Annotated in this window: 22 protein-coding genes; 14 read left to right on the top strand and 8 right to left on the bottom strand. The window is 72.6% G+C overall.

Going from position 1 to position 23,737, the window contains the following annotated elements:
• Positions 1 to 4 precede the first annotated feature (4 nt).
• Positions 5 to 976: a magnesium/cobalt transporter CorA gene (corA, locus tag BM339_RS25750; RefSeq protein ID WP_021599882.1), complete on the bottom strand. Its 972-nt coding sequence runs from the start codon at positions 974 to 976 to the stop codon at positions 5 to 7.
• Between the two features lie 62 nt (positions 977 to 1,038).
• Between corA and BM339_RS25745 the strand changes: the two genes are divergently transcribed.
• From BM339_RS25745 to mshC, 7 genes are all read left to right on the top strand, one after another.
• The gene (locus BM339_RS25745) at positions 1,039 to 1,752 is read left to right on the top strand and encodes an MSMEG_4193 family putative phosphomutase (RefSeq protein ID WP_075022504.1); all 714 of its coding nucleotides are present in this window, start codon (positions 1,039 to 1,041) and stop codon (positions 1,750 to 1,752) included.
• Positions 1,753 to 1,762: 10 nt separating this feature from the next.
• Entirely contained in the window at positions 1,763 to 2,311 is a 549-nt protein-coding gene (locus tag BM339_RS25740) for a DUF3090 domain-containing protein (RefSeq protein WP_021599880.1), read from the top strand.
• Positions 2,312 to 2,353: 42 nt separating this feature from the next.
• Complete coding sequence (locus BM339_RS25735) at positions 2,354 to 3,145, top strand: SCO1664 family protein (RefSeq protein ID WP_024936476.1); 792 nt, start codon at positions 2,354 to 2,356, stop codon at positions 3,143 to 3,145.
• Positions 3,146 to 3,229: 84 nt separating this feature from the next.
• Positions 3,230 to 3,994: an NRDE family protein gene (locus BM339_RS25730; protein ID WP_024936477.1), complete on the top strand. Its 765-nt coding sequence runs from the start codon at positions 3,230 to 3,232 to the stop codon at positions 3,992 to 3,994.
• 133 nt (positions 3,995 to 4,127) lie between these two features.
• Positions 4,128 to 5,117 carry an ABC transporter permease gene (locus tag BM339_RS25725; protein ID WP_083597890.1) on the top strand — a complete coding sequence of 330 codons (990 nt, stop codon included), beginning with the start codon at positions 4,128 to 4,130 and terminating at the stop codon, positions 5,115 to 5,117.
• Positions 5,118 to 5,123: 6 nt separating this feature from the next.
• Complete coding sequence (locus BM339_RS25720; protein ID WP_021600190.1) at positions 5,124 to 6,068, top strand: ABC transporter permease; 945 nt, start codon at positions 5,124 to 5,126, stop codon at positions 6,066 to 6,068.
• Positions 6,069 to 6,152: 84 nt separating this feature from the next.
• Positions 6,153 to 7,382, top strand: a complete 1,230-nt coding sequence (gene mshC, locus BM339_RS25715) for a cysteine--1-D-myo-inosityl 2-amino-2-deoxy-alpha-D-glucopyranoside ligase (RefSeq protein ID WP_075022456.1) — start codon at positions 6,153 to 6,155, stop codon at positions 7,380 to 7,382.
• A 57-nt stretch (positions 7,383 to 7,439) separates the two neighbouring features.
• Here the strand turns inward: mshC and BM339_RS51690 are convergent, their stop codons facing one another.
• From BM339_RS51690 to BM339_RS25695, 4 genes are all read right to left on the bottom strand, one after another.
• Positions 7,440 to 8,993, bottom strand: coding sequence for a serine/threonine-protein kinase (locus BM339_RS51690; RefSeq protein WP_075022455.1), 1,554 nt, complete (start codon positions 8,991 to 8,993; stop codon positions 7,440 to 7,442).
• Positions 8,994 to 9,033: 40 nt separating this feature from the next.
• Positions 9,034 to 9,567, bottom strand: coding sequence for a TrmH family RNA methyltransferase (locus BM339_RS25705; protein ID WP_021593600.1), 534 nt, complete (start codon positions 9,565 to 9,567; stop codon positions 9,034 to 9,036).
• A 155-nt stretch (positions 9,568 to 9,722) separates the two neighbouring features.
• A complete protein-coding gene (locus BM339_RS25700; RefSeq protein ID WP_021593601.1) occupies positions 9,723 to 10,565 on the bottom strand; it encodes a PAC2 family protein in 843 nt (280 codons plus the stop codon).
• Between the two features lie 178 nt (positions 10,566 to 10,743).
• The gene (locus BM339_RS25695) at positions 10,744 to 11,205 is read right to left on the bottom strand and encodes a universal stress protein (RefSeq protein WP_021593602.1); all 462 of its coding nucleotides are present in this window, start codon (positions 11,203 to 11,205) and stop codon (positions 10,744 to 10,746) included.
• A gap of 160 nt (positions 11,206 to 11,365) precedes the next feature.
• Between BM339_RS25695 and BM339_RS25690 the strand changes: the two genes are divergently transcribed.
• From BM339_RS25690 to BM339_RS25660, 7 genes are all read left to right on the top strand, one after another.
• Positions 11,366 to 12,022 (top strand): HAD family hydrolase, encoded by a 657-nt coding sequence (locus BM339_RS25690; RefSeq protein ID WP_021593603.1) that lies wholly within the window; start codon positions 11,366 to 11,368, stop codon positions 12,020 to 12,022.
• A gap of 167 nt (positions 12,023 to 12,189) precedes the next feature.
• Entirely contained in the window at positions 12,190 to 12,621 is a 432-nt protein-coding gene (locus BM339_RS25685) for a hypothetical protein (protein ID WP_021593604.1), read from the top strand.
• Between the two features lie 440 nt (positions 12,622 to 13,061).
• Positions 13,062 to 14,054, top strand: a complete 993-nt coding sequence (locus BM339_RS25680; protein WP_075022454.1) for an ABC transporter permease — start codon at positions 13,062 to 13,064, stop codon at positions 14,052 to 14,054.
• Between the two features lie 53 nt (positions 14,055 to 14,107).
• Complete coding sequence (locus tag BM339_RS25675) at positions 14,108 to 15,862, top strand: ABC transporter substrate-binding protein (RefSeq protein ID WP_143118589.1); 1,755 nt, start codon at positions 14,108 to 14,110, stop codon at positions 15,860 to 15,862.
• 104 nt (positions 15,863 to 15,966) lie between these two features.
• Positions 15,967 to 16,980: an ABC transporter permease gene (locus BM339_RS25670; RefSeq protein WP_021593607.1), complete on the top strand. Its 1,014-nt coding sequence runs from the start codon at positions 15,967 to 15,969 to the stop codon at positions 16,978 to 16,980.
• Complete coding sequence (locus BM339_RS25665) at positions 16,980 to 18,047, top strand: ABC transporter ATP-binding protein (RefSeq protein ID WP_021593608.1); 1,068 nt, start codon at positions 16,980 to 16,982, stop codon at positions 18,045 to 18,047. The genes BM339_RS25670 and BM339_RS25665 overlap by 1 nt, the downstream gene beginning before the upstream one ends.
• Before the next feature lie 23 nt (positions 18,048 to 18,070).
• Complete coding sequence (locus BM339_RS25660) at positions 18,071 to 19,204, top strand: ABC transporter ATP-binding protein (protein WP_021593609.1); 1,134 nt, start codon at positions 18,071 to 18,073, stop codon at positions 19,202 to 19,204.
• A 120-nt stretch (positions 19,205 to 19,324) separates the two neighbouring features.
• Here the strand turns inward: BM339_RS25660 and BM339_RS25655 are convergent, their stop codons facing one another.
• From BM339_RS25655 to BM339_RS25645, 3 genes are all read right to left on the bottom strand, one after another.
• Positions 19,325 to 21,826: an ABC transporter permease gene (locus BM339_RS25655; protein WP_256255452.1), complete on the bottom strand. Its 2,502-nt coding sequence runs from the start codon at positions 21,824 to 21,826 to the stop codon at positions 19,325 to 19,327.
• On the bottom strand, positions 21,823 to 22,653 hold the full coding sequence (locus tag BM339_RS25650; protein ID WP_021593611.1) for an ABC transporter ATP-binding protein: 831 nt from the start codon (positions 22,651 to 22,653) through the stop codon (positions 21,823 to 21,825). Before BM339_RS25650 ends, BM339_RS25655 begins: the two co-directional genes overlap by 4 nt.
• Positions 22,654 to 22,941: 288 nt before the next feature.
• Positions 22,942 to 23,622: a response regulator gene (locus BM339_RS25645; protein WP_075022452.1), complete on the bottom strand. Its 681-nt coding sequence runs from the start codon at positions 23,620 to 23,622 to the stop codon at positions 22,942 to 22,944.
• Positions 23,623 to 23,737 lie beyond the last annotated feature (115 nt).

The following is a 23,737-nucleotide window of genomic DNA, read 5'->3' as shown; positions in this document are numbered from 1 at the left end:
CCGCTCAGAGCCAGCCGCTCTTGCGCAGCCGCCGGAACAGCAGCACGCAGATGACGGCCATCACCCCGATGACCAGCGGATATCCGAAGGTCCAGTGCAGCTCGGGCATGTGGTCGAAGTTCATCCCGTAGATCCCGGCGATCGCGGTCGGCACCGCGATGATCGCCGCCCACGCGGAGATCTTGCGCATGTCCTCGTTCTGCTGCTTGCCGAGCAGCGCCAGGTGCGCGGTCAGCACGCTGTTGAGCAGCTCGTTGTGCGCGTCGACCTGCCCGTCGACGCGCAGCAGGTGGTCCAGGACGTCGCGGAAGTACTCGCGGGTGGTGCCGCACTCGGCGACCCGGCCCTTCACGATCTCCTGCAGCACGGGGACCAGCGGGTCCTCGGCGCTCCGGAACTCCAGCACCTCCCGCTTGAGGGAGTAGATGTCGGCGGTGACGTCCCGCGCGCCCGGGTCGAACACGGCCCGCTCCAGCCCGATGATGTCGACCTCGACCTCGTGCGCGACCAGCCCGTACCGGTCGACGACCTCGTCGCACACCGCGTACAGGACGGCGGTGGCGCCGTGCTTGAGCAGCTCCGGCGACTCCTCCAGCCGCTTGCGGACGGGGCCGAGCGGGTTCCCGGCGCCGTGCCGGACGGTGACCACGAAGTCGCGGCCGAGGAACACCATGATCTCGCCGACCTCGATGTCGGACGTCTCGTCGATGTAGGCGAGCGTCTTCAGCACGATGAACAGGGTGTCGTCGTAGCGCTCCATCTTCGGCCGCTGGTGCGCGGAGACCGCGTCCTCGGAGGCGAGGGGATGCAGCATCAGCTCGTCCTTGACCAGCTCGAACTCGTCCTCGTCGGGTTCGAACAGGCCGATCCACAGGAAGCAGTCGCCGTCCGCGCGGGCGGCGTCGAAGGCGTCGCTGATGTCGCCGTCGATGTCGTGGCGCACGCCACCCGCGTAGATGGCCTTGTCGACGATCACACCACGCATTCTCCCGCATCCGGGACGCGAACGGACCGCGGTGATCTCCTAGAGTGGCCGGTGTGACGACGCTTCTCCTGGTCCGGCACGGCCTGACCGCGATGACCGGCCCGGTGCTGGCCGGCTGGACGCCCGGCGTGCGCCTGGACGAGCGCGGCCGGGCGCAGGTCGCCGCGCTCGCCGCCCGCCTGGCGTCCCTCCCGCTCGCCGCCGTCGTGTCCAGCCCCCTCGAGCGCTGCGCCGAGACGGCCGAGGCGATCGCGGCCGGGCGCGCGGGCCCGGCCGGGAAGGTGGAGACCGACGAGCGGTTCGGCGAGGTCCGCTACGGCGACTGGACGGGCCGCCCCCTCAAGGAGCTGGCGGAGGAGCCGCTGTGGCGGGTCGTCCAGGCCCACCCGAGCGCCGCGCGGTTCCCCGGCGAGGCCGGGGAGTCCCTGGCGGACGCGCAGCACCGCGCCGTCGCCGCCGTCCGCGACTGGAACGGGCGGATCGCCGCCGAGCACGGCCCGGACGCCCTCTACGCCGTGTGCAGCCACGGCGACATCATCAAGTCGGTCGTCGCCGACGCCCTCGGCCTGCACCTGGACCAGTTCCAGCGCATCCAGGCCGACCCCGCGTCCCTCACCGTCATCCGCTACACCGAGACGCGCCCGTTCGCGGTCCGCGTCAACGACACCGGCGGCGATGTCGCCGGGCTGGTTCCCGAACCGCCGGCCGAGGGCTCCGGCGGCGACGGACCCGGTCCGGGGGACGCGGTCGTCGGCGGCGGCGCGTAGGGTCGGTGTCATGCCCGTCATCTCCTACGACCCGCCGGAGCGTTTCGTCGCGGGCGCCGTCGGGCGGCCCGGCGACCGTGCCTTCTACCTGCAGGCCCGCTCCGGCCGCCGCGTCACCAGCGTCGGCCTGGAGAAGTTCCAGGTGACGCTGTTGGCCGAGCGGCTCGAGGAGCTGCTGGACGAGGTGCTGCGGCGCAGCGGCGGCGAGGGCGCGGTCCCGGCCGTCGCCCCGTCCGAGCTCCAGGACGACGGCCCCCTCGACCAGCCCGTCGAGGAGGAGTTCAAGGTCGGCACGATGGCGCTGGCCTGGGACCCCGAGGACGAGCAGGTCGTGATCGAGGCGCAGGAGGTCACCGAGTCCGAGGCGGAGCCCGACGTCGGCGAGGACGACCCCGCCATCGCGGTGCTGCGGGTCCGGATCAGCCCGGCGCAGGCCCGCGCGTTCGCCGAGCGCGCGCTGAAGGTCGTCGCGGCGGGACGCCCCCCGTGCCCGCTGTGCGGCCTGCCCCTCGACACCGAGGGGCACGTGTGCCCCCGGCAGAACGGATACCTCGGCTGAGATGTACTGGATCATGCACGTCGCGGCCGGGAGAATGAGCGCATGACGCAGTCCTCCCGGGACCGTGCCCCCGCCGGCGACGTCGCCGGGCGGGGCGGGGGCGGCCGCCCGGTCTCGCCGCGCGACGCCGCCGCGGCCGAGCGGCTGCTGTCGGCCGGGCGCCTGGCCGTGGAGGGCCGGCTCGTCCAGGCCTCCAACGCCACCCTCTACTGCTCGATCGAGCACGACGGGCTGTCGGCCAACTGCGTCTACAAGCCGGTCGCGGGGGAGCGCCCGCTGTGGGACTTCCCCGACGGCACCCTCGCCGAGCGGGAGGTCGCCGCCTACGAGGTCTCCAAGGCGATGGGCTGGGGCACCGTCCCGCCCACCGTGCACCGCGACGGCCCCTACGGGCCCGGCATGGTGCAGCTGTGGGTGGAGCCCGACCCCGACGTCGACCTCGTCGCGCTGTCGCGCTCCGACGACGAGGCGATCCGGCGGATGGCCGTCTTCGACGCCGTCGTCAACAACGCCGACCGCAAGATCGGGCACCTGCTGCCGCCCGGCGACGGCCACGTGTACGGCTGCGACCACGGCGTCTGCTTCTCCACCGACTACAAGCTCCGCACGGTCCTGTGGCAGTGGCGCGGCAAGCCCCTCACCCCCGAGGCCCTGGAGGTGCTCGGCCGGGTCGACGCGGGGCTGCGGGGCGGCGCCCTCGGCGCGCGGCTGGCCGAGTTGCTCACCGCGGACGAGGTCGACGCGACCCGCAGGCGCGTCGAGCTGATGCTCAAGCACCGCATCCACCCCTACCCGCCGGAGGACTGGCCCGCCATCCCGTGGCCGCCGCTGTGACCCGGGGGTCGCCGCTGTGACCCCGGGGCCGTAACGCGCGCCCCGCCGGGCGGGCGGAAAGAGCGGAATGCTCCAATTGGGGGCATGTGCACGGCGATCATCAGTGTCGACCCGTCCTCCCCGGTCCCGGTCCTCCTCGTCGGCGTGCGGGACGAGTTCCTCGCCCGCGACTGGGACCCGCCCGGCCGGCACTGGCCCGAGCGGCCCGGCCTCGTCGGCGGTCGCGACCGCCGCGCGGGCGGCACCTGGCTCGCGGTGGACCCGGACGCGCCGCGGGCCGCGGTGGTGCTGAACGGCCGCGGCCGGATGGCGCCCGAGGCCGGCCGCGCGTCGCGCGGGGAGCTGCCGCTGCGGGTCGCCGCCGACGGCAAGCTCGGCCGCCCCGACCTCGCCGCCTTCGACCCCTTCCACCTCGCCGTCGCCGAACCCGACCGGGTGCGGCTGTGGAGCTGGGACGGGGAGGCCCTCACCGCCCGCGACCTAGGCCCCGGCCTGCACCTGATCGTCAACAGCGGGCTGGAGGGCCTGGACCAGCCGGAGGGCGACACCGAGGACGCCTACATGGAGGCGCGGCTCGCCCACTTCCGGCCGCGCCTGGCCGCCGCGCCGCGCCCCGAGCCGGGCCCGGACGACCCGCCGGAGCGGGCGTGGGGCGCCTGGCTGCCGCTGGTGAACGGCGACGGGCTGCCCCGCGCCGACCACCGGTCCCTGCTCCCCCTGCTCGACCTGGGCGACGGCCGCGTCTGGGGCACCACCTCGGTCAGCCTCGTCGCGATCCGCCGCGACGGCGTCCGGTACGACTTCAGCGCCGCGCCCGGCGACGGGGAGGCCTGGACGCGCGTGCGGTGAGGGACGGGTGACGCCCGGTCTGACAAGTGTGGCTGCGGAGCATGACTCTCGGTGCTAGGTTGGCTACTCGACGCGATCTTCGCCGGGGCGCCGGCCGCCCGCGGAGACCGGTCACCGGCGCACGGGAGGGCGGATGGCAGCAGCGGCACGCCCGGCACCGGTGCGCGACCGGCCCGCCGCCCCGGCCCCGGAGCCGCCGGCCGGCCCCGCCGCCCCGGTGCCCGGCCGCAGCCCGTTCCAGCTCGCGCTAGGCCGGTTCCGCCGCGACCGCGCCGCGGTCGCGGCCCTCGGCGTCCTCACGCTGATCGTGGCGTTCGCCGCGCTGGCGCCGCTGTGGGCGCACCTGACCGGCCACCCCTACCACGCGACGTTCCCCGAGACGGGCCTGGACGCCGGCGGGCGGCCCCGCGGGCCCTGCGCCGCGTTCCCGCTCGGCGCCGACCAGCTCGGCCGCGACGTCCTCGTCCGGGCCGCGTACGGCGCCCGGATCTCCCTGGCCGTCGGCGTGCTCGCGGCCCTGCTCGCGGCCGTCGCCGGGACCGCCGCAGGGACCCTCGCCGGGTTCGCCGGCGGCGCCGTGGACGCCGTCCTCGCCCGGCTGATGGACATGACGCTCGCGCTGCCGTACCTGCTGGTCGCGATCACGCTGTCCACCACGTTCCAGATCGGCTCGGCCGCCGCGAGCCTGACGATGACCGTCGCGGTGATCGCGTTCTTCTCCTTCGCCTCGTTCGGCCGGATCATCCGCGGCCGGGTGCTCGCCCTCACCCGCGCCGAGTTCGTCGAGGCGGCCCGCGCGCTCGGCGCGTCCCGCACCCGGATCGTCGTCGGCGATCTGCTGCCGAACCTGGTGGCGCAGATCACCGTGCTGACCTCGCTGCTGATCCCGGCGTCGATCGTGTTCGAGGCGACGCTGTCGTTCCTCGGCGCCGGGGTGCGGCCGCCGATGCCGAGCTGGGGGTCGATGCTCGGGGAGGGCGGCGACGTGTACCGCTCCGCCTGGTGGCTGCTCGCCGTCCCCGGTGTGCTGCTGCTGCTCACCACGCTGTCGTTCAACCTGCTCGGCGACGGCGTCCGCGACGCCCTGGACCCGCGCGGCGACCGGTCAGCCGGGGGCGGGTGAGCGCCCGTGGCGCGCTTCGCCGTCCGCCGGCTGCTGTACGCGGCCGTGGTGCTGTGGCTGGTGTCCACGCTGGTGTTCGTGTTCCTGCACGTCTCGCCGGTGCCGGTGGAGCGCGTCATCGGCGGGCCCCGCGCCACCGCCGACACGCTGCGGCAGATCCGCGCGAACCTCGGCCTGGACCGGCCCGTCCTCGTCCAGTACTGGCGGTTCACCGGGCGGCTGCTGAGCGGCGACCTCGGCGACTCCTACGTCAACGGGACGCCGGTCACCGCCCTGATCGGCGCCCGGCTCCCGACGACGCTGCTGCTGGTGGCCGGCGCCGGGGTCCTGTGGTTCGCCGGCGGCGTCACGCTCGGGGTGCTCAGCGCCACCCGGGCGCGGAGCCTGTGGGACCGCGCCTCGACCGTGGTCACGCTGATCGGCCTGTCCACCCCGCCGTTCGTGATGGCGCTCGCGCTGCTCCACCTGTGCGCGACCAGGCCCGGCGAGCACGGCGTCCACCTCTTCGAGGCGGGGCCGCCCCTGCAGGAGCACTTCCTGCGGCGGATGGTCCTGCCGTGGATCGCGCTGGCGTTCCTCATGCTCGCCGCCTACACGCGCCTCACCCGCGGCGCGATGCTGGAGGCGCTGAGCGAGGACTATGTGCGGACGGCGTGGGCGAAGGGGCTGCCGCGGCGCCGCGTCGTGTGGAGGCACGGGCTGAGGGCGGCGCTGACCCCGGTCGTCACCCAGCTCGGCATCGACCTCGGCGCGCTGATCGGCTCCACGATCGTCACCGAGAAGGTGTTCGGGCTGCAGGGCGTGGGGCAGCTCGTCCAGCAGTCCATCGCGCTCGGCGACACCCCGGTGATCATCGGGGTGACGCTGCTTGTGACGCTGTTCGTGGTGGCGGCGAACCTGGTCGTCGACATCGGCTACTCGGTCCTGGACCCGCGCGTGCGGCTGCGCTGAGGGCCACCCCGGCGGCGGTGCCCCCCGGTCAGATGGGGTGATCTCGGATTCCTGCCGCTAAGTGCGCATGGATAAGCTTTCGGTATGCGATCGTGGCCCGCCTCCGAAGTCCCGAGCCTGTCCGACGCGGGACTGCCCGCCGCGACCCGGCCGCTGAGCCTGCACGACACCGCGACGGGGACCGCGCGTCCCACGTCCCCGGGCGCCACCGCCCGGATGTACGTGTGCGGCATCACCCCCTACGACGCCACCCACCTCGGGCACGCCAACACCTACCTGGCGTTCGACCTCGTCAACCGCGTGTGGCGCGACCTCGGCCACCGGGTCCACTACGTCCAGAACGCCACCGACGTCGACGACCCGCTTCTGGAACGTGCCCGCGAGACCGGCGAGGACTGGCGGGAGCTCGCCGACCGGGAGATCGAGCTGTTCCGCGGCGACATGACGGCGCTGCGGATCCTGCCGCCCGACCAGTACGTCGGCGCGGTCGAGGCGATCCCGCTGATCGTCGAGATGATCGAGAAGCTGCGCGGCCGGGACGCCGCCTACGAGGTGGCCGGCGACGTGTACTTCCCGGTCGCGTCCGACCCGTCGTTCGGGCAGGTCAGCGGCCTGACCCGGGAGGAGATGGCGCCGCTGTCCGCCGAGCGCGGCGGCGACCCGGACCGCGCCGGCAAGCGCGACCCCCTCGACGCGCTGCTGTGGATGGCGCGCCGCCCCGGCGAGCCGGGCTGGGAGTCGCCGTTCGGCGAGGGCCGCCCCGGCTGGCACGTGGAGTGCTCGGCGATCTCCGTCGAGTACCTCGGGATGGCGTTCGACGTCGAGGGCGGCGGCTCGGACCTGGCGTTCCCGCACCACGAGATGGGCGCCTCCCACGCCCAGGTCGCCACGGGGGAGCGGCCCCACGCCCGCGCCTACGTCCACGCCGGCATGGTCGGCCTGGACGGCGAGAAGATGTCGAAGTCGCGCGGCAACCTGGTGTTCGTGTCGAGGCTGCGGGAGGCCGGCACCGACCCGATGGCGATCCGGCTGGCGCTGCTGGCCCACCACTACCGCGCCGACTGGGAGTGGACGCCCGGGGCCCTGGACGAGGCGTCCGCGCGCCTGCGCCGCTGGCGCGACGCCGTGGCCCGCCCGTCCGGCCCGCCCGCCGAAGGCCTGGCCGCGGCGGTGCGCGGCCACCTGGCCGACGACCTGGACGCCCCCGCCGCGCTGGCGGCCGTCGACGCCTGGGCCGCCTCGGCCGGCACCGACACCGCCGCCCCGTCCCAGGCCCGGGCCATCGCCGACGCCCTGCTCGGCGTCGCGCTCTGACCCGGCGCACCCTGGGCACGATCCTGAGCACGGCCCCGGAGCCGGTCCGGCGGCGCCTCATTCCATGACGTAGCAGTCCCAGGCCGACGGGTTCCCCGCGTCCCCGCCGAGGCGCGCCTCGGCGTCCGGCCGGTACTGCGCCGCGCAGACCTGCGTCATCGTGATCTGGGTGTCGACGCCGATGTCGCCGCCGCGCGGGACGCAGTACCAGTCGCCGGACCGGAACTCGGCGTCGCGGCCGCGGTCCCCGCAGTACTTGCCGGGGTCGGGGGAGCCGAGCACGACGGGGCTCGGCGGAGGGTCGTCGGTGCGCGTCGGACGGCCGCCCCCGCCGCCGCCGGGCCGCGTCCCCTCACCCTGCCCGGGGCGGCCCGGTGCCGTGGTGCCCGGCGGCCGGGACGTCCGGCTCCGGGACGGCGGGGACGGCGGCGCGGACGACCGCCCGCCCGCCGTCGTGGGCTCGGTGACCCGCCCGCCGCCGGCCCCGGCCGTCCCGGACGGCTCGCCGCCCCGCCGGTCCAGCAGCACGTACCCGGCGGTCCCCGCGGCCCCCGCGACCACGGCCGCGGCGACGGCGGCGGCCAGCGCCCGGCCGAGCCGGCGCCGCCCGCCGGGACGGCCGCCGTCCGGGTTCGGCGCGGTGGCCGCGGGCGGCAGCGTCGCGTCGCCGTCGCCCGCGCCCTCGGGGGCGCCCTCTGCCGGGCCGTCTGCCGGGCCGTCTGCCGGGCCGTCCGCCGGGGGCTCCGGCGGTGCGGGCGGGGGCCCGGTGGGGCCGGGCCCGGCCGGCGGCGGCTCGAAGGCCTCCTCGTGCCCGACGAGGCGCAGCAGCAGCTGCGCCGCCGTCGGCCGCCGCGCGGGGTCCTTGTCCAGCGCCGCCCCGACCAGCTCGCGCAGCTCGCCGTCCAGGCCGCCGAGGTCGGGCACCTGGTGCAGCACCCGGTACATGACCGCCGGGACGGAGTCGGACCCGAACGGCGGCCGCCCGGTCGCCGCGAACACCATCGTCGCCCCCCACGCGAACACGTCCGCGACGGCGCCGATCTCTCCGCCGGACACCTGCTCGGGCGCCATGTACGCGGGGGTGCCGACGGCGCGGCTGCTCACCGCGCTCGCGGCGTCCAGCACCCGCGACAGCCCGAAGTCGATCACGCGGGGCCCGTCGGGGCCGAGCAGCACGTTGTGGGGCTTGAGGTCGCGGTGCACGATCCCGGCGCGGTGGATGGCGGTGAGGGCGCTGGCGGTGCTGACGGCGAGCCGGTCCAGCGCGCCGCCGCGCATCGGCCCGTCCCGCGCGACGAGGCGGTTCAGCGCCTCGCCGGGGACGTACTCGCTGACGAGGTACGGGCTGTCCCCGGCGACCTCGGCGTCCAGGAACTGGGCGGTGCAGAACCGGGCGACCTGCTTGGCGACCTCCGCCTCCCGGACGAACCGGGCCCGCGCGGTGTCGTCCTCCTCGAACTGGACCCGCAGCAGCTTGACCGCGACACGCTGCCCGTCGGCGCCCTCCCCGAGGTAGACGGTGCCCTGGGCGCCGGATCCGAGCCGCCCGAGCAGCGCGTAGCCGCCGAGCCGTCTCGGGTCGTGCTCGTTCAGCGGCCGGGGCTCCGGCAAGGTCTCGCGCTCCCTTCGGTCGGTCGGCGGTCACGGGGCGTCACAGCAGGCCCGCCAGCCTGTACAGGACCAGCGAGCCGGCGACCGCCACGTTGAGGCTGCTGCCGGTACCCACCATAGGGATCTCGACGGCGAGGTCGAGCAGGTCCAGTGCTTCGGGCGGGATGCCGGTCTGCTCGTGGCCGAGCACCACGACCGTCCGGGCGCGCGCCGCCGGGAGGTCGGCGAGCCGCACCGCCTCGTCGGCCAGCTCCACGCCCGCGACCTGGGAGCCCGCCTCCCGCTGCCGCTCCAGCCAGCCGAGCGGGTCGCGCACCCAGTGGACGCACGCGGGCCGGCGGAGGGTGTTGCCGCGGGCGAGGGCCTCCGGCACCCACGGGTGCCGGGGCACGGCCATGCAGGCGCCGACGGCGTCGCAGGTGCGCAGCAGGGTCCCGAGGTTGGCGCCGTGCAGGGGCCACAGGGGCGCCACGACGAGGTGGTCCCAGCAGGTGTGGCCGCGGCCGCGGCGCTGGCGGCGCAGCTCTCGCGGCGTGCGGACGCGGATCGACGCGGCCGCCGGGCGGGGGCTCACCAGCCCTGGGCGCTACCGCCCTCCGAGAAAAAAGAGATCATGAGGGGCGCACTTCGCGGCGTGCGCGGGCCATCGCCGGGGGAGACACGGACACGGCCGAGTGTAGCCGCGCGGGCCGGGAGCCGCCCAGGGCGAGACGGCGGGTCCGCCGGGGATCAGCCGGGGTCGCGGCGGCGGAGGTAGCGCTCGAACTCCCGGGCGATGGCGTCGCCGCTCGCCTCCGGCAGCTCGGTGGCGTCCTTCTGCTCCTCCAGGGTGCGGACGTACTCGGCGACCTCGGAGTCCTCCTCGGCGAGCTCGTTGACGCCGTGCTCCCAGGCGCGGGCCTCCTCCGGCAGCTCGCCGAGCGGGACGGTCACGTCCAGCAGGTCCTCGACGCGGCGCAGCAGCGCCAGAGTGGCCTTGGGCGACGGCGGCTGCGCGACGTAGTGGGGGACCGCGGCCCACAGCGACACGGTGTCGAGGTCGGCCTTGGCGCAGGCGTCCTGGAGGACGCCGAGGATTCCGGTCGGGCCCTCGTAGCGGGCCGGCTCCAGGTGCAGGGTGTTGACGAGCCCGGCCTCGGACGCGGCACCGGTGACGGGCACCGGGCGGGTGTGGGGGGCGTCGGCGAGCAGCGCGCCCAGCAGCACGACGTTGCGGACCTCCAGCTCCAGCATCAGCCCGACCAGCTCGCGGCAGAACGACCGCCACCGCATGTTCGGCTCGATCCCGTGCACCAGCACGACGTCCTTGCCGTTCGGCAGCCGCGCCCACGACACCCGGGTGGTGGGCCAGGTGATGCCGCGGGTCTCGCCGTCGCTCATCTCCACGATCGGGCGGGTGACCTGGAAGTCGTAGTAGTCGTCCGGATCGAGCTCGGCGATGGGCACCGCCTCCCAGGTCGACTCCAGGTGGGCGATCACCCCGCTGGCGGCCTCGCCGGCGTCGTTCCACCCCTCAAAGGCGGCCACGAGCACAGGATCGACGAGTTCCGGCACGCTTTCGAGCTCGACCACGCGCTGCCTCCTTCCGACGCCCTGGTACAGCGTCACCGACGGGGGCCGTCATTCCCGGGGCGGGGGCCCCGGTCATGATCGGTGGCTGTCAGCCTACGTCCTGACAGTGACCTACCCCACCCCTCCGCAGGGCAGACCCCGCCCTGTACGCCCGCGGCGGAACCACGTCACGATCGGGTCACTTGCCCTTGGGGGTGGTGTGGACGATCAGCACGTCGCAGGGGGAGCGGTGCGACAGGTTGGCCGGGACGGACCCGAGGATGCGGCCCGCGAGGCTGTTGAGCCCCCGGTTGCCGATCACCAGCAGGTCCACCTCGCGCTCCTTGGCCAGCTTGGACAGCACGTCGACGGCGTCGCCCTCGACGGCGGCCTGCTGGATGTCGGTGGCGCCGGCCGCGACCGCCCGCTCCCGCGCGGCGCGCAGCGCGTCGTCTGCGGGCGTGGACCCCTGCACCTTGTAGGCCAGGTCGCCGAGCCGGTCGGCGGCGGAGGCGCGCTCGCGCTCGGGCATCGGGCTGTAGGCGGAGGCCAGCAGGAGCGTGGCGCCGGTGGCGGCGGCCAGCTGCGCGGCGCGGTCGACCGCGCGGAACGAGGAATCGGAGCCGTCGGTGCCGACGAGGACGATGCGGTACGCGCTCATGCCGTTCCTTACCCGTTGGTAGTCACTGGGGGAACGGTATCGGTCCCCCGACCCATCCGTCACGGCCTTCTTGCACGGTCCGTCCAAGAAGAGGCGCTGATCACGGCGGCTAGGGTGGAGGGCCGCATATCGACCGGATATCGACCAGGTGAGGAGAAACGTGACCCGTGGGCGCCTGCAGGCCGTGCTGTTCGACATGGACGGCCTGCTCATCGACTCCGAGCGCGTGTGGCTGGAGGTCGAGACGGAGGTCATGGCGTGGCTGGGCGGCGAGTGGAGCACCGCCCACCAGGAGCATCTCGTCGGCGGCTCCCTGTACGTCGCCGCCGACTACATGCTGGAGCTGACCGGCGCCCCGGCCTCCCGCGAGGAGGTCGGCCGCCGGATGCTGGACGGCATGGCCGAGCGGCTGAGCGCCTGCGTGCCGCTGATGCCGGGCGCCAAGGAGTTGCTCGCCGAGGTCCGCGCGGCCGGGGTGACCGCGGCGCTGGTGTCCTCCAGCCACCGGCGGCTGATCGAGCCGGTGCTGGACGCGGTCGGACGCGAGTACTTCGCGCTCAGCGTCGCCGGCGACGAGGTGGAGCGCGTCAAGCCCGACCCGGAGCCCTACCTGGCGGCCGCGGCCCGGCTCGGCGCCGACCCGGCCCGCTGCGTGGTGCTGGAGGACTCCCCGAACGGCGTCGCGGCGGCGGAGGCGGCGGGCTGCGTCACCGTCGCGGTCCCCGGCGTCCTGCCGATCCCGCCCGCCCCGGGACGCACGGTGGTCTCCTCGCTGCGCGAGGTGGACCTGGCCATGCTGCGCTCGCTGGCCGCCTGATACCCGCGCCGGCCGTTCCGCCTGATACCCGCGGGGTGGACCCTAGGGGACGGCTACCGCCGCGGGAGGAGACGGCCGCGGACGCAAACCGTCCGCCGGGAGGAGCAGGACCGCCGCCTCGCGTGTGACGATGGAGGGAGCACCACCGCACGGAATGAGGGGCCGGTATGAGCGACGAAGTCATTTACGCGATCAGTATCGGGGTGACCCTGGTCGGGCTGGTGATCAGCTGGGGCGCCTTCCGCCGCCGGGGCGCCGGCGCCGGGCTGCGGGGTGCGTCCCTGTCGCTGGTCCCGCTGGCGGCGGCGATGACCGGGGTGACCGAGTTCTTCGCCGACCTGGTGTTCAGCCCGGTGAAGTGGGCGGGCGTCGTGGTGGCGGGCCTGGCCGTCCTGCTCTACATGACGTCCGGGGCGATGCTGAGCCGCCGCGCCGGCTCCGAGGGCGGCGGGAAGGCCGCCGAGCGGGGCGCGGAGTCCAAGGCCGCGGGGCGGTCGGCGAAGAAGCAGAAGCGCGCCGTTGAGGGCCCGGCGCAGGGCGGCGGCGACCCGGAGATGGCGGAGATCGAGAAGATTCTGCGCGACCGCGGCATCTCCTGATCCGGACCGCGGTCCCACCGCGCACGAGGCGGCGGCGGGCCGGGACGTCCCCTTTCCGGGGGCGCGTCCCGGCCCGCCGTTTCTGTGCGCCGGGGCGCTGACCTGCGGACGTTCGATCTCGGAACGGACTCAGTACGGTAAACTTTGCCGGTCTAGACCGCCCGCGGCTTGCCTGTCCAGCTTGACGCGTACGTACTATTCGCACGATTTGTCCGGCGTGTTGTGCGAGCGCGTGTTGCCCAGATGACGACGAGATCACAAGTCAGATACGGGTACTGGCGAAGGTCGCTTCACGGATGGACAGTCGTGCCCGAAGGACTACGTTTCCCTTCAGCAAACGCGGCGTAACGGGCATGGAGGCAGCGGATGATCTCCGCGGCCGCCGGTCACGCGCCGGCGGCGTGGCCGAACCAGTGGCCGGACGGTAGGAGGTATGGAGCGTGGCCGCACCCATCGAGGTGAGCGGATCCGACACCGAGGCGCAACCGGAATCGGTCCTCGCCGGTGTCGACCGAAATAAGATCCAGGGGCGTTCCCTCGGGCAGATCGCCTGGATGCGGCTGAAGCGCGACAAGGTCGCCCTGACCGGCGCACTGATCGTCATCATGCTCATCCTGATCGCCATCTTCGGCCCGTACTTCGTGCAGAACCCGCTGACCTACCACCAGAACCTCATCGACCCGACCTACAACCGGCCGAAGTCGGGGTTCTGGCACTCGGGCATCAGCGGTGAGCACTGGCTCGGCGTCGAGCCCGGCACCGGCCGCGACATGCTCGCCCGGATCGTGCACGGCGCGCGGATCTCGCTGCTGGTGTCGTTCCTGGCCACCCTGCTGTCGGTGGTCATCGGCACGATCATGGGGATCACCGCCGGCTACTTCGGCGGCTGGGTCGACTACCTCATCAGCCGCGCGATGGACGCGTTCCTGGCGTTCCCGCTGCTGCTGTTCGCGATCGCGCTGGTCGGCGTGGTGTCCGACGGGGCGTTCGGGCTGAACGGCAACGGCCTGCGGATCTCGGTGCTGGTCGTCGTCATCGGGTTCTTCAACTGGCCCTACATCGGCCGCATCATCCGGGGCCAGACGCTGTCGCTCAGGGAGCGGGAGTTCGTCGACGCGGCCCGCAGCATGGGAGCCCGGAACGGCTACGTGCTGTTCAAAGAGGTCCTGCCGAACCTGGTCGCCCCGATCCTGGTCTACTCGACCCTGCTGATCCCGACGAACATCCTGTTCGAGGCGGCGCTGTCGTTCCTCGGCGTCGGCGTCATCCCGCCGACCCCGTCCTGGGGCGGCATGCTGACCCTCGCGGTGCCGATCTACTCCTCGGACCCGATGTACATGATCATCCCGGGTATGGCCATCTTCATCACCGTCCTCGCCTTCAACCTCTTCGGTGACGGGCTGCGGGACGCTCTCGACCCTCGGGGCAAGTGACTCGGGTTCATCCGACCCGTCTATTTGAAGGGGTGCGCCTGCACATGAACAAGATGAGACCAATCGCGGTCTTCGCGGCCGGGGTGGTCGCGGCCGCGGGGCTCGCCGCCTGTGGCGGCGGAGACTCCGGAGAATCCGGGAGCGGGCCCGGCTACAACGCCGGCGTCAACGAGGTCGTCAACAAGTCGGACAAGAAGGGCGGGACGCTCAAGCTCGGCGACTCCGACGACTTCGACTCGCCGGACCCGGGCAACACGTACTACGCGTTCTCCCAGAACATCGCCCGCCAGTACGGCCGCGCCCTGACGACGTTCAAGCCCGCCGCGGGCCAGGAGAGCAACGAGGTCGTCCCCGACCTCGCCACCGACCTCGGCCAGTCCAGCGACGGCGGCAAGACCTGGACGTACAAGCTGCGCACCGGCGTCAAGTACGCCGACGGCACCACGGTCACCTCCAAGGACGTCAAGTACGCGGTCGAGCGCAGCAACTACACCAAGGAGCTGCAGCTCGGGCCGAAGTACTTCAAGCAGTACCTCGTCGACAACAAGCCCGCCTACAAGGGCCCGTACGATGACAAGAGCGACGCCGGCCTGAAGTCGATCGAGACCCCCGACGACCAGACGATCGTCTTCCACCTGAACACGCCGTTCCAGGAGTTCGACTACCTGGTCGCGATGTCGCAGACCATGCCGGTGCCGAAGGCCAAGGACACCGGCACCAAGTACGAGACCTCCATCCTCTCCAGCGGTCCGTACAAGGTCGACAACTACACGCGCGGCAAGTCGATGTCCCTGTCGCGCAACCCGCACTGGAACCAGAGCACGGACCCGATCCGCAAGGCGCTGCCCGACAAGATCGAGATCCAGCTCAAGCAGAACGCGGACGACATCGACCAGCGGCTGCTGTCCGGCGCGCTGGACATGGACATCACCGGTGTCGGCGTCCAGTCGGGAACCCAGCCGAAGGTGCTGACCCCCGAGCAGAAGCCGTACGTCGACAACCCCGTCCAGGGCTTCCTGCGGTTCATGTCGCTGAACCAGCACGTCAAGCCGCTGGACAACATCCACTGCCGGCTCGCCGTGCAGTACGCGACCGACAAGGTCGCCGCGCAGACCGCCTACGGAGGCCCGCTGGCCGGCGGCGACGTCGCCACCACGGTGCTGCCGCCGTCGGTGGAGGGCTACACCAAGTTCGACCTGTACCCGCAGAAGCAGGCCGAGGGCGGCGGTCTCGACCAGGCCACCCTCGACAAGGCCAAGCAGGAGCTGCAGGCCTGCGGCAAGCCGGACGGCTTCAGCAGCAAGATCTCGGCGCGGTCCGACCGGCCGAAGGAAGTCGCGATGGCCGAGGCGATCCAGCAGAGCCTCGCCAAGGTCGGCATCAAGGTCAGCATCGTGCAGTTCCCGGCCGGTGACTACTTCAACAAGTACGTCGGCGTGCCGAAGTACGTGCACGACCACGGCATCGGTATGATGATCATGGCGTGGGCCGCGGACTGGCCGACCGGCTACGGCTTCCTGGCGCAGATCGTCCACGGTGACGCGATCAAGCCGTCCGGCGGCAACAACCTCGCCGAGCTGGACGACCCCGCGATCAACAAGGCGCTCGACGACGCGATCGCCAACCCGGACAAGGCCGCCCGGATGAAGGCCTACGGTGAGATCGACAAGCTGGTCATGCAGTCCGGCATGGAGGTGCCGCTGATCTACGCCAAGGCCCTGATGTACCGGCCGAAGCGTGTCACCAACGCGGGCATCACCTACGCCTACGGCGGCATGTACGACTACCTGAACATGGGCGTGGAGTGACACTCCGCTCGTCCGTGCGTCCATCTGAAGGCAGGTGAAGGCGACGCCCGCCGGCCGTGCCGGGACCCACAGGTCCCGCCGGCCGGCGGGTGGGGCCGAGCAATGTGTTCGCATACATCATCCGGCGCCTCATCGGTGCCGTCATCATGTTGCTGCTGGTCAGCCTGGTGACCTTCGGCATCTTCTTCTGGCTTCCGAAGCTGGCGGGGCAGACCACCGACCAGATCGCGGCGTCCTACGTCGGCAAGGCCCCGACCGCCGAGGCCATCCAGGACACCAAGGAACGGCTCGGCCTCGACAAGCCGGTCATCGTGCAGTACGGCAACTACCTGAAGGCCATCGCGGTCGGCAAGGACTACAAGGCCGGCCCGGTCACCGACCACTGCCCCGCGCCGTGCCTCGGGTACTCCTTCCGCAGCAGCCAGCCGGTCCTGGAGACCCTCCTCGACCGCGCCCCGGCGACGGCGTCGCTGGCGCTCGGCGCCGCGATCGTCTGGCTCGCCGGCGGCATCACCACCGGCGTGGTGTCGGCGCTGCGAAGAGGAACGATCTGGGACAGAACGACAATGATCATCGCGTTGAGCGGTGTGTCGCTCCCGATCTACTTCACCGGCCTGGTGTCCCTCGCGCTGTTCTCCTACACACTCAAGATCTTCCCGGGCGGCGGCAGCTACACCCCGTTCACCGACAATCCGGTGCGGTGGTTCCAGGCGCTGGTGCTGCCCTGGGTGACGCTCGCGTTCCTTTACGCGGCGATGTACGCGCGGCTCACCAGAGCGGGCATGCTGGAGACGATGAACGAGGACTACATCCGCACCGCCCGCGCCAAGGGGCTGCCGGAGAGGACCGTCGTCACCAAGCACGCGCTGCGCGCGTCGCTGACCCCGATCCTCACGATCTTCGGTCTGGACCTCGGCCTGCTGCTCGGCGGCGCGGTGCTGACCGAGAACACCTTCGGGATCCCGGGGCTCGGGCAGCTCGCGATCAGCTCGATCCGGGGCGGTGACCTGCCCATGGTGCTCGGCGTCACGCTCCTCACGGCGACCTCCATCGTCATGATCAACCTGGTCGTCGACATGCTGTACGCCATCGTCGACCCGAGAGTGAGGCTGGGCTGATGACCGGCACCGCGCCCGCCGCGGACACCGCGGGCACCGGCGACGCCCCCACGGCGTTCCTCGAGGTCCGCGACCTGAAGATCCACTTCCCGACCGACGACGGCCTGGTGAAGTCCGTCGACGGGCTGTCGTTCCAGCTGGAGCGCGGCCGCACCCTCGGGATCGTGGGGGAGTCCGGCTCCGGCAAGAGCGTCACCAGCCTCGGCATCCTCGGCCTGCACAACCGGCGCAACGCCGACGTGTCGGGCGAGATCTGGCTGGACGGCAAGGAGATCGTCGGCGCCTCGCAGGCCGAGGTGCGCCGCCTCCGCGGCCGGAACATGGCGATGATCTTCCAGGACCCGCTGTCGTCGATGCACCCCTTCTACACGGTCGGCCACCAGATCATCGAGGCCTACCGGGTGCACAACGACGTGTCGAAGGCGGTCGCCCGCAAGCACGCCATCGACATGCTCGGCAAGGTCGGCATCCCCAGGCCGGACAAGCGGGTGGACGACTACCCGCACCAGTTCTCCGGCGGCATGCGGCAGCGCGCGATGATCGCGATGGCGCTGTCGTGCGACCCGGAGCTGCTGATCGCCGACGAGCCGACGACGGCGCTGGACGTGACCGTCCAGGCGCAGATCCTGGATCTGATCCGCGACCTGCAGGAGGAGTTCAACTCCGCCGTCATCATGATCACCCACGATCTCGGGGTGGTCGCGGAGCTGTCGGACGACATCCTGGTGATGTACGCGGGCCGCGCCGCGGAGTACGCCTCGGTCGACGACGCGTTCCACCGGCCGCTGCACCCCTACACGTGGGGGCTGCTCGGCTCGATGCCGCGGCTGGACCGGGAGCGGTCGGAGCGGCTGCTGCCGATCGAGGGGTCGCCGCCGAGCCTGATCAACGTGCCGTCCGGGTGCGCGTTCCATCCCCGCTGCCCCTACGCCGACCTCAACGACGGCAAGAGCACGACCGAGCGGCCCGAGCTGCTGGAGGTCGAGCCGGGCCACAAGGCGGCGTGCCATCTCTCCCTGGAGAAGCGGCGGAAGATCTGGAACGACGAGATCCGGGCGAAGCTGTGACGAGCACGGGTGGTAACGAGACTGTGAACACGACCAAGACGCCGGCCGGGCAGGCCGCCGCGGACGAGGGGACCCGCGCCCCGCGGGACGGGGAGCCGCTGCTGGAGGTGGACAACCTCGGCAAGCACTTCCCGGTGACGGCGGGGCTGCTGCGCCGCCAGGTCGCGGCGGTGAAGGCCGTCGACGGGGTGTCGTTCTCGGTCCGCAAGGGCGAGACCCTCGGGCTGGTGGGGGAGTCGGGCTGCGGCAAGTCCACCACCGGCCGGATGATCATGCGGCTGCTGGACCCGAGCTTCGGGAAGATCACCTTCGAGGGCGAGGACATCACCCACATGTCGCAGGGCCGGCTCCGGCCGCTCCGCCGCGACCTCCAGATGATCTTCCAGGACCCGTACTCGTCGCTGAACCCGCGCAAGACGGTCGGCGCGATCGTCGGGGCCCCGTTCCGGCTGCAGAACATCGAGGCCAAGGAAGGCGTGAAGAAGGCCGTCCAGGACATCCTGGAGCTGGTCGGCCTGAACCCCGAGCACTACAACCGGTACCCGCACGAGTTCTCCGGCGGGCAGCGGCAGCGCATCGGGATCGCCCGCACCCTGGCCCTGAAGCCCAAGCTGATCATCGCGGACGAGCCGGTGTCGGCGCTGGACGTGTCGGTGCAGGCGCAGGTCGTCAACCTGCTGGAGGACCTGCAGGACGAGCTCGACCTCACCTACGTGGTGATCGCGCACGACCTGTCGGTGGTCCGGCACATCTCCGACCGCGTCGCCGTCATGTACCTCGGCAAGATCGTGGAGCTGGCGGACCGGGCCGACCTGTACGAGCGGCCCATGCACCCCTACACCAACGCGCTGCTGTCGGCGGTGCCGATCCCGGACCCGAGCGAGCGCGGCGAGCGCAAGCGGATCCGGCTGCAGGGCGACGTGCCGAGCCCGCTGGACCCGCCGCCCGCCTGCCGGTTCCACACCCGCTGCTGGAAGGCGCAGGACATCTGCAAGCAGGTCGAGCCGCCCCTGGTGGAGCTGTCCCCGGGGCACCAGGCCGCCTGCCACTTCCCGGAGAACACCACGGTCAGCGCGACCGACGCGGTCGCCAAGGCCGCGGTGGCGCCCGCCCCCGCCGGCGACGGCGCGGCCGACGCCCCGGAGCCCGCGGAGTAGCCTCTCCCGGCGTGCCTCCCGCACGAGGAAAGACCCGGCCCCGCCCTTTCGGGGGGACCGGGTCTTTCCCGTCGCGGCCGCTCCGTCACGGCCTGCCGGCTCACGGCCGCCGCGTGCCGGTCACTCGGTGGAGATCGCCTTGAGGACGTCCATGCGCCCGGCCCGCCACGCCGGCCACAGCGCCGCGAGGACGCCGATGACCGCGGCCACCACCAGGTAGACCAGCAGCGTCCCGTACGGGACGGCGAGGACGCCGAGGCCCTGGTCGGCGAGCGCGTTCTGCAGCGCCGCGCCGAACGCCACCCCGATCCCCATGCCGAGCGCCGCGCCGAACACGGCGATCATGATGGACTCCAGCCGGACCATGCGGCGCAGCTGCCGCCGGGAGATCCCGATCGCGCGCAGCAGCCCGATCTCGCGGGTCCGCTCGATCACCGACAGCGCGAGGGTGTTGATGACCCCGACCGCCGCGATGATCACGGACATGACCAGCAGGATCGTCAGGAACGTCACGAACCCGTCGATCTGCTTGCGGGCGTCCTCCTTCAGCGACGCCTGGTCGGACACCTTCAGGTTCGGGTAGCCCTTCAGCGTCGACTCGATCGCCGTCTTCGTCGCCGCCGACGGCGCCGCGGCGTCCACCACGATCACGTCCACCGACGGCTTCACCGTGTGCCGCAGGTACGCCTGCTGGGAGATGATGCGGCTGCCGATCAGGTCGCTCTTGGCGTACACGCCCGTCACCGTCAGCCGCTCGGTCTTCCCGTCGGTGAACTGCACGGGGACCGCCGTCCCGACCTTCCAGCCGTTGTCCTCCGCGGTCTTCTCGTCCACCATCATCCCGGTGCCGCCGATCGACGCCCCACCGGAGGTGATGTCCAGCTTGGCGCCCTTGACGATCGCCGGGACGTCGCCGGACATGTACGACGCCTTCTTCCCCGCGATCTTCGCGTCGCCCTCGTAGGTGGCGGACGCCGCCGTCACCCCGGGCGTCGACCCGATCTTCTGCGCGACCTCCGCGCCGACGCCGCCGGCGCCCTCGGCCTGGACGAGGTAGTCGGCGCCGAACTGCGCGTCCACCTGCTTGTCGACCGACGCCCGCATCGTCGCGCCGAGCACGTTCACCGTGGTGATCAGCGCGAGACCGATCATCAGCGCGGCGGCGGTCGCCGCGGTGCGGCGCGGGTTGCGCAGCGCGTTCTGCCGCGCGAGCCGGCCGGGCGACCCCAGCAGCCGCGCGAACGGCGCGCCCAGCACCTTCATCACCGGCACGCTGATCACCGGGGCGAGCATCGTCACGCCGATGAACACCGCGAACGCGCCCGCGCCGACCGGGATCGCCGGGTTCCCGCCGTTCCCGGCGAGCCCGACGCCGATCAGCCCGGCACCGGCGAGGGTGAGCAGCGACCCGAGCGCGACACGGATCCGCAGCGACCGCTGCGGCAGCGCCACGTCGTCGCGCATCGCCGCCACCGGCGGGATCTTCGCGGCGCGGCGGGCCGGGAAGTACGCCGACACGACCGTCACCAGGATCCCCACCGCGTACGACCAGATCACCGGGGTCGCGGTGAACGTCAGCCCGCCCTGCCCGGCGTCGCCCATCTGCGACTGCAGCAGCGACGCCAGGCCCGCGCCGGCCGCGAGGCCGAGGGTGGACCCGACCACGCCGACCGCGACGGCCTCGCCGATCACCGCCCGCGTCACCTGCGCGCGGGCCGCGCCGATCGCGCGCAGCAGCGCCAGCTCGCGGGTCCGCTGCGCGACCAGCATCGAGAACGTGTTGAAGATGATGAACGACCCGACGAAGATCGAGATGAGCGCGAACACGAGCAGGAACGTGCGGAAGAAGCCCATCATCTGCGCGATGTCGCTCTTGGACTCCTCGCGGAGCTGCTCACCGGTGACGGCCTCCATGCCGGCCGGCAGCACCCGGGCGACCCGGTCGCGCAGCTCGGCCTCCGGCACGCCCGCCGAGCCCATCTCGATGTCGCTGAAGTAGCCGGGCTTCAGCATCAGCCGCTGCGCCGTCGGGGTGTCGAACGCGGTGAGGGTCGCGCCCATCAGGTTCCCGGTGTCGACCAGCCCGACGATCCGCATGTCGGCGGGCGGCCCGGCGGTGACGACCCGCGTGGTGTCGCCGACGGCGAGCTTGCCCTTCTCCGCCGTCCTGGCGTCGATCACGACCTCGTCCGGGCCCTGCGGGGCGCGCCCCGACTTCAGGTCGTAGGACCCGCCGCCCGTCCAGTTCGCGCCGATCTGCGGCGGCCCGTCCTGCGCCGTCCCGACGATCTTCCCGTCCTTGCCGACGACGGCCGCGTACCCGTTGACGTTGCCCTGCGGGTCCTTGACGCCCTCGACGCCCTGCAGCGACTTCAGGACGGTCGCCGGCACCGGCTGCGCCGCCATGCCGTCGTCGTCGCCGTCGACGACCTTCTTGGCCCGCACGTCCACGGCGACGTTCGTGCCGACCCGGCTGAACAGCTCGTCGAACTGCTTGTTCATGCTGTCGGTGAAGATCAGCGTGCCGGCCACGAACGCGACGCCGAGGATCACCGCGACGGCCGTCAGCACCAGCCTGATCTTGTGCGCCGCGAGGTTGCGGAGCGTGACCTTGCCCATCATCGCGCCGACACCCCGGATTCCGGCGTGCCCGCGGGGCGGGTGTTGTGGCCGGCGGAGTCGAAGCCCTTCATGCGCTCCAGGACCCGCTCGGCGGTCGGCCCGGTCATCGTGTCGACGATCTGCCCGTCGGACAGGAACAGCACCTGGTCGGCGTAGGCCGCCGCGGACGGGTCGTGGGTGACCATCACGATGGTCTGGCCCATCCGCCGCACCGACTCGCGCAGGAAGCCGAGGACCTCGGCGCCGGACCGCGAGTCCAGGTTCCCGGTGGGCTCGTCCGCGAAGATGATCTCGGGCCGGGAGGCGAGGGCGCGGGCGCACGCCACCCGCTGCTGCTGCCCGCCCGACAGCTCGCTCGGCCGGTGCTTGAGCCGCGGCCGCAGCCCCACCGTGTCGATCACGCCGTCCAGCCAGTCCTTGTCCGGCCTGCGGCCGGCGATGTCCATCGGCAGCGTGATGTTCTCCAGCGCGGTCAGCGTCGGCACCAGGTTGAACGCCTGGAAGATGAACCCGATCTTGTCGCGGCGCAGCCGGGTCAGCTGCTTGTCCTTCAGCCGGGTCAGGTCGGTGTCACCGATGAACACCTGCCCGGAGTCCACCGAGTCCAGCCCCGCCATGCAGTGCATGAGGGTGGACTTCCCGGACCCGGACGGGCCCATGATCGCGGTGAACCGGCCGCGGGGAATGCCGACGGTGACCCCGTCGAGCGCGACGACCTGGGCGTCGCCGCGCCCGTACACCTTCGCGATCTGCTGGGCACGAGCGGCGAAGTCGCCCGCCCCGGGCGCGGTCTGCGCGCCGGCGGTCGATGGGGCGGTGTTCGTCACGTGAAACTCCCGTGTGTGAGTGAGCCAGGAAAGGGGGCCCGGACCGCGTTGTTGACCCCCGGCGGTCCGACACTTGAAACAGTAGAAGCCCGTTCCTTCCGTGTGATGCACCCAAGGAACGGACTTGGCCGTCCACCCACGGCAGGAGGATCCGGCGTCCAGTCGTCCTACCGGAGTAGACCCCGACCCCCCGTACGCCAGGGGTGTCTCAGGGGTCCACCCTGAGATCCACACCGGGACCTCGGCCTTCGGCCCGCGGCCCGCGGCGTACGGCGGGCTCCGGCCCGGTCAGCTCTGGCCCGGCCTGCTCAGCCCCGTCTCGTACGCGTACACCACGGCCTGCACCCGGTCGCACAGCCCCAGCTTCGCCAGGACGTTCCCCACGTGCGTCTTCACCGTGGTCTCGCTGACCACCAGCTCCGCCGCGATCTCCGCGTTCGACTGGCCGCGCGCCACGTGCGCCAGCACCTCGCGCTCCCGCTGGGTCAGCGTGTCCAGCCCCGGAGGCGGCGCCGCGTCCCGCACCGACGGCAGCCGGTTCGCGAACTTGTCCAGCAGCCGCCGCGTCACCGACGGCGCCACGATCGCGTCGCCCTCCGCCACGATCCGGATCGCCTGCACCAGGTCCTCCGGCGGGGAGTCCTTCAGCAGGAACCCGCTCGCACCCGCCCGGACCGCCTCGATCACGTACTCGTCCAGGTCGAACGTCGTCAGGATCAGCACCTTCGGGTCGTGCGACGCCGCGCCCTCCCGGATGATCCGGCGGGTCGCCTCGATCCCGTCCACCCCGGGCATCCGGATGTCCATCAGCACCACGTCCGGCAGCAGCGACCGCGTCATCTCCACCGCCGCCGCGCCGTCCCCGGCCTCGCCGACCACCGCGATGTCGGCCTCCGCCTCCAGGATGAGCCGGAACCCCGTCCGCAGCAGCGGCTGGTCGTCGACGAGCAGCACCCGCACCGCGGTCATCGCGCCGCCCCAGCCCGCCGCAGTTCCGGACCGATCATCGCCCAGCTCCTCGCCTCACCGGACCGCCGCTCCACGGCGCCCCTGCCAACCCTACGGCCCCGCCGGACCCGCCGCC

This window comes from Actinomadura madurae, from assembly GCF_900115095.1.
Classification (GTDB): Bacteria; Actinomycetota; Actinomycetes; order Streptosporangiales; family Streptosporangiaceae; genus Spirillospora; species Spirillospora madurae.
This window is presented reverse-complemented; position numbering and strand designations above follow the sequence as displayed.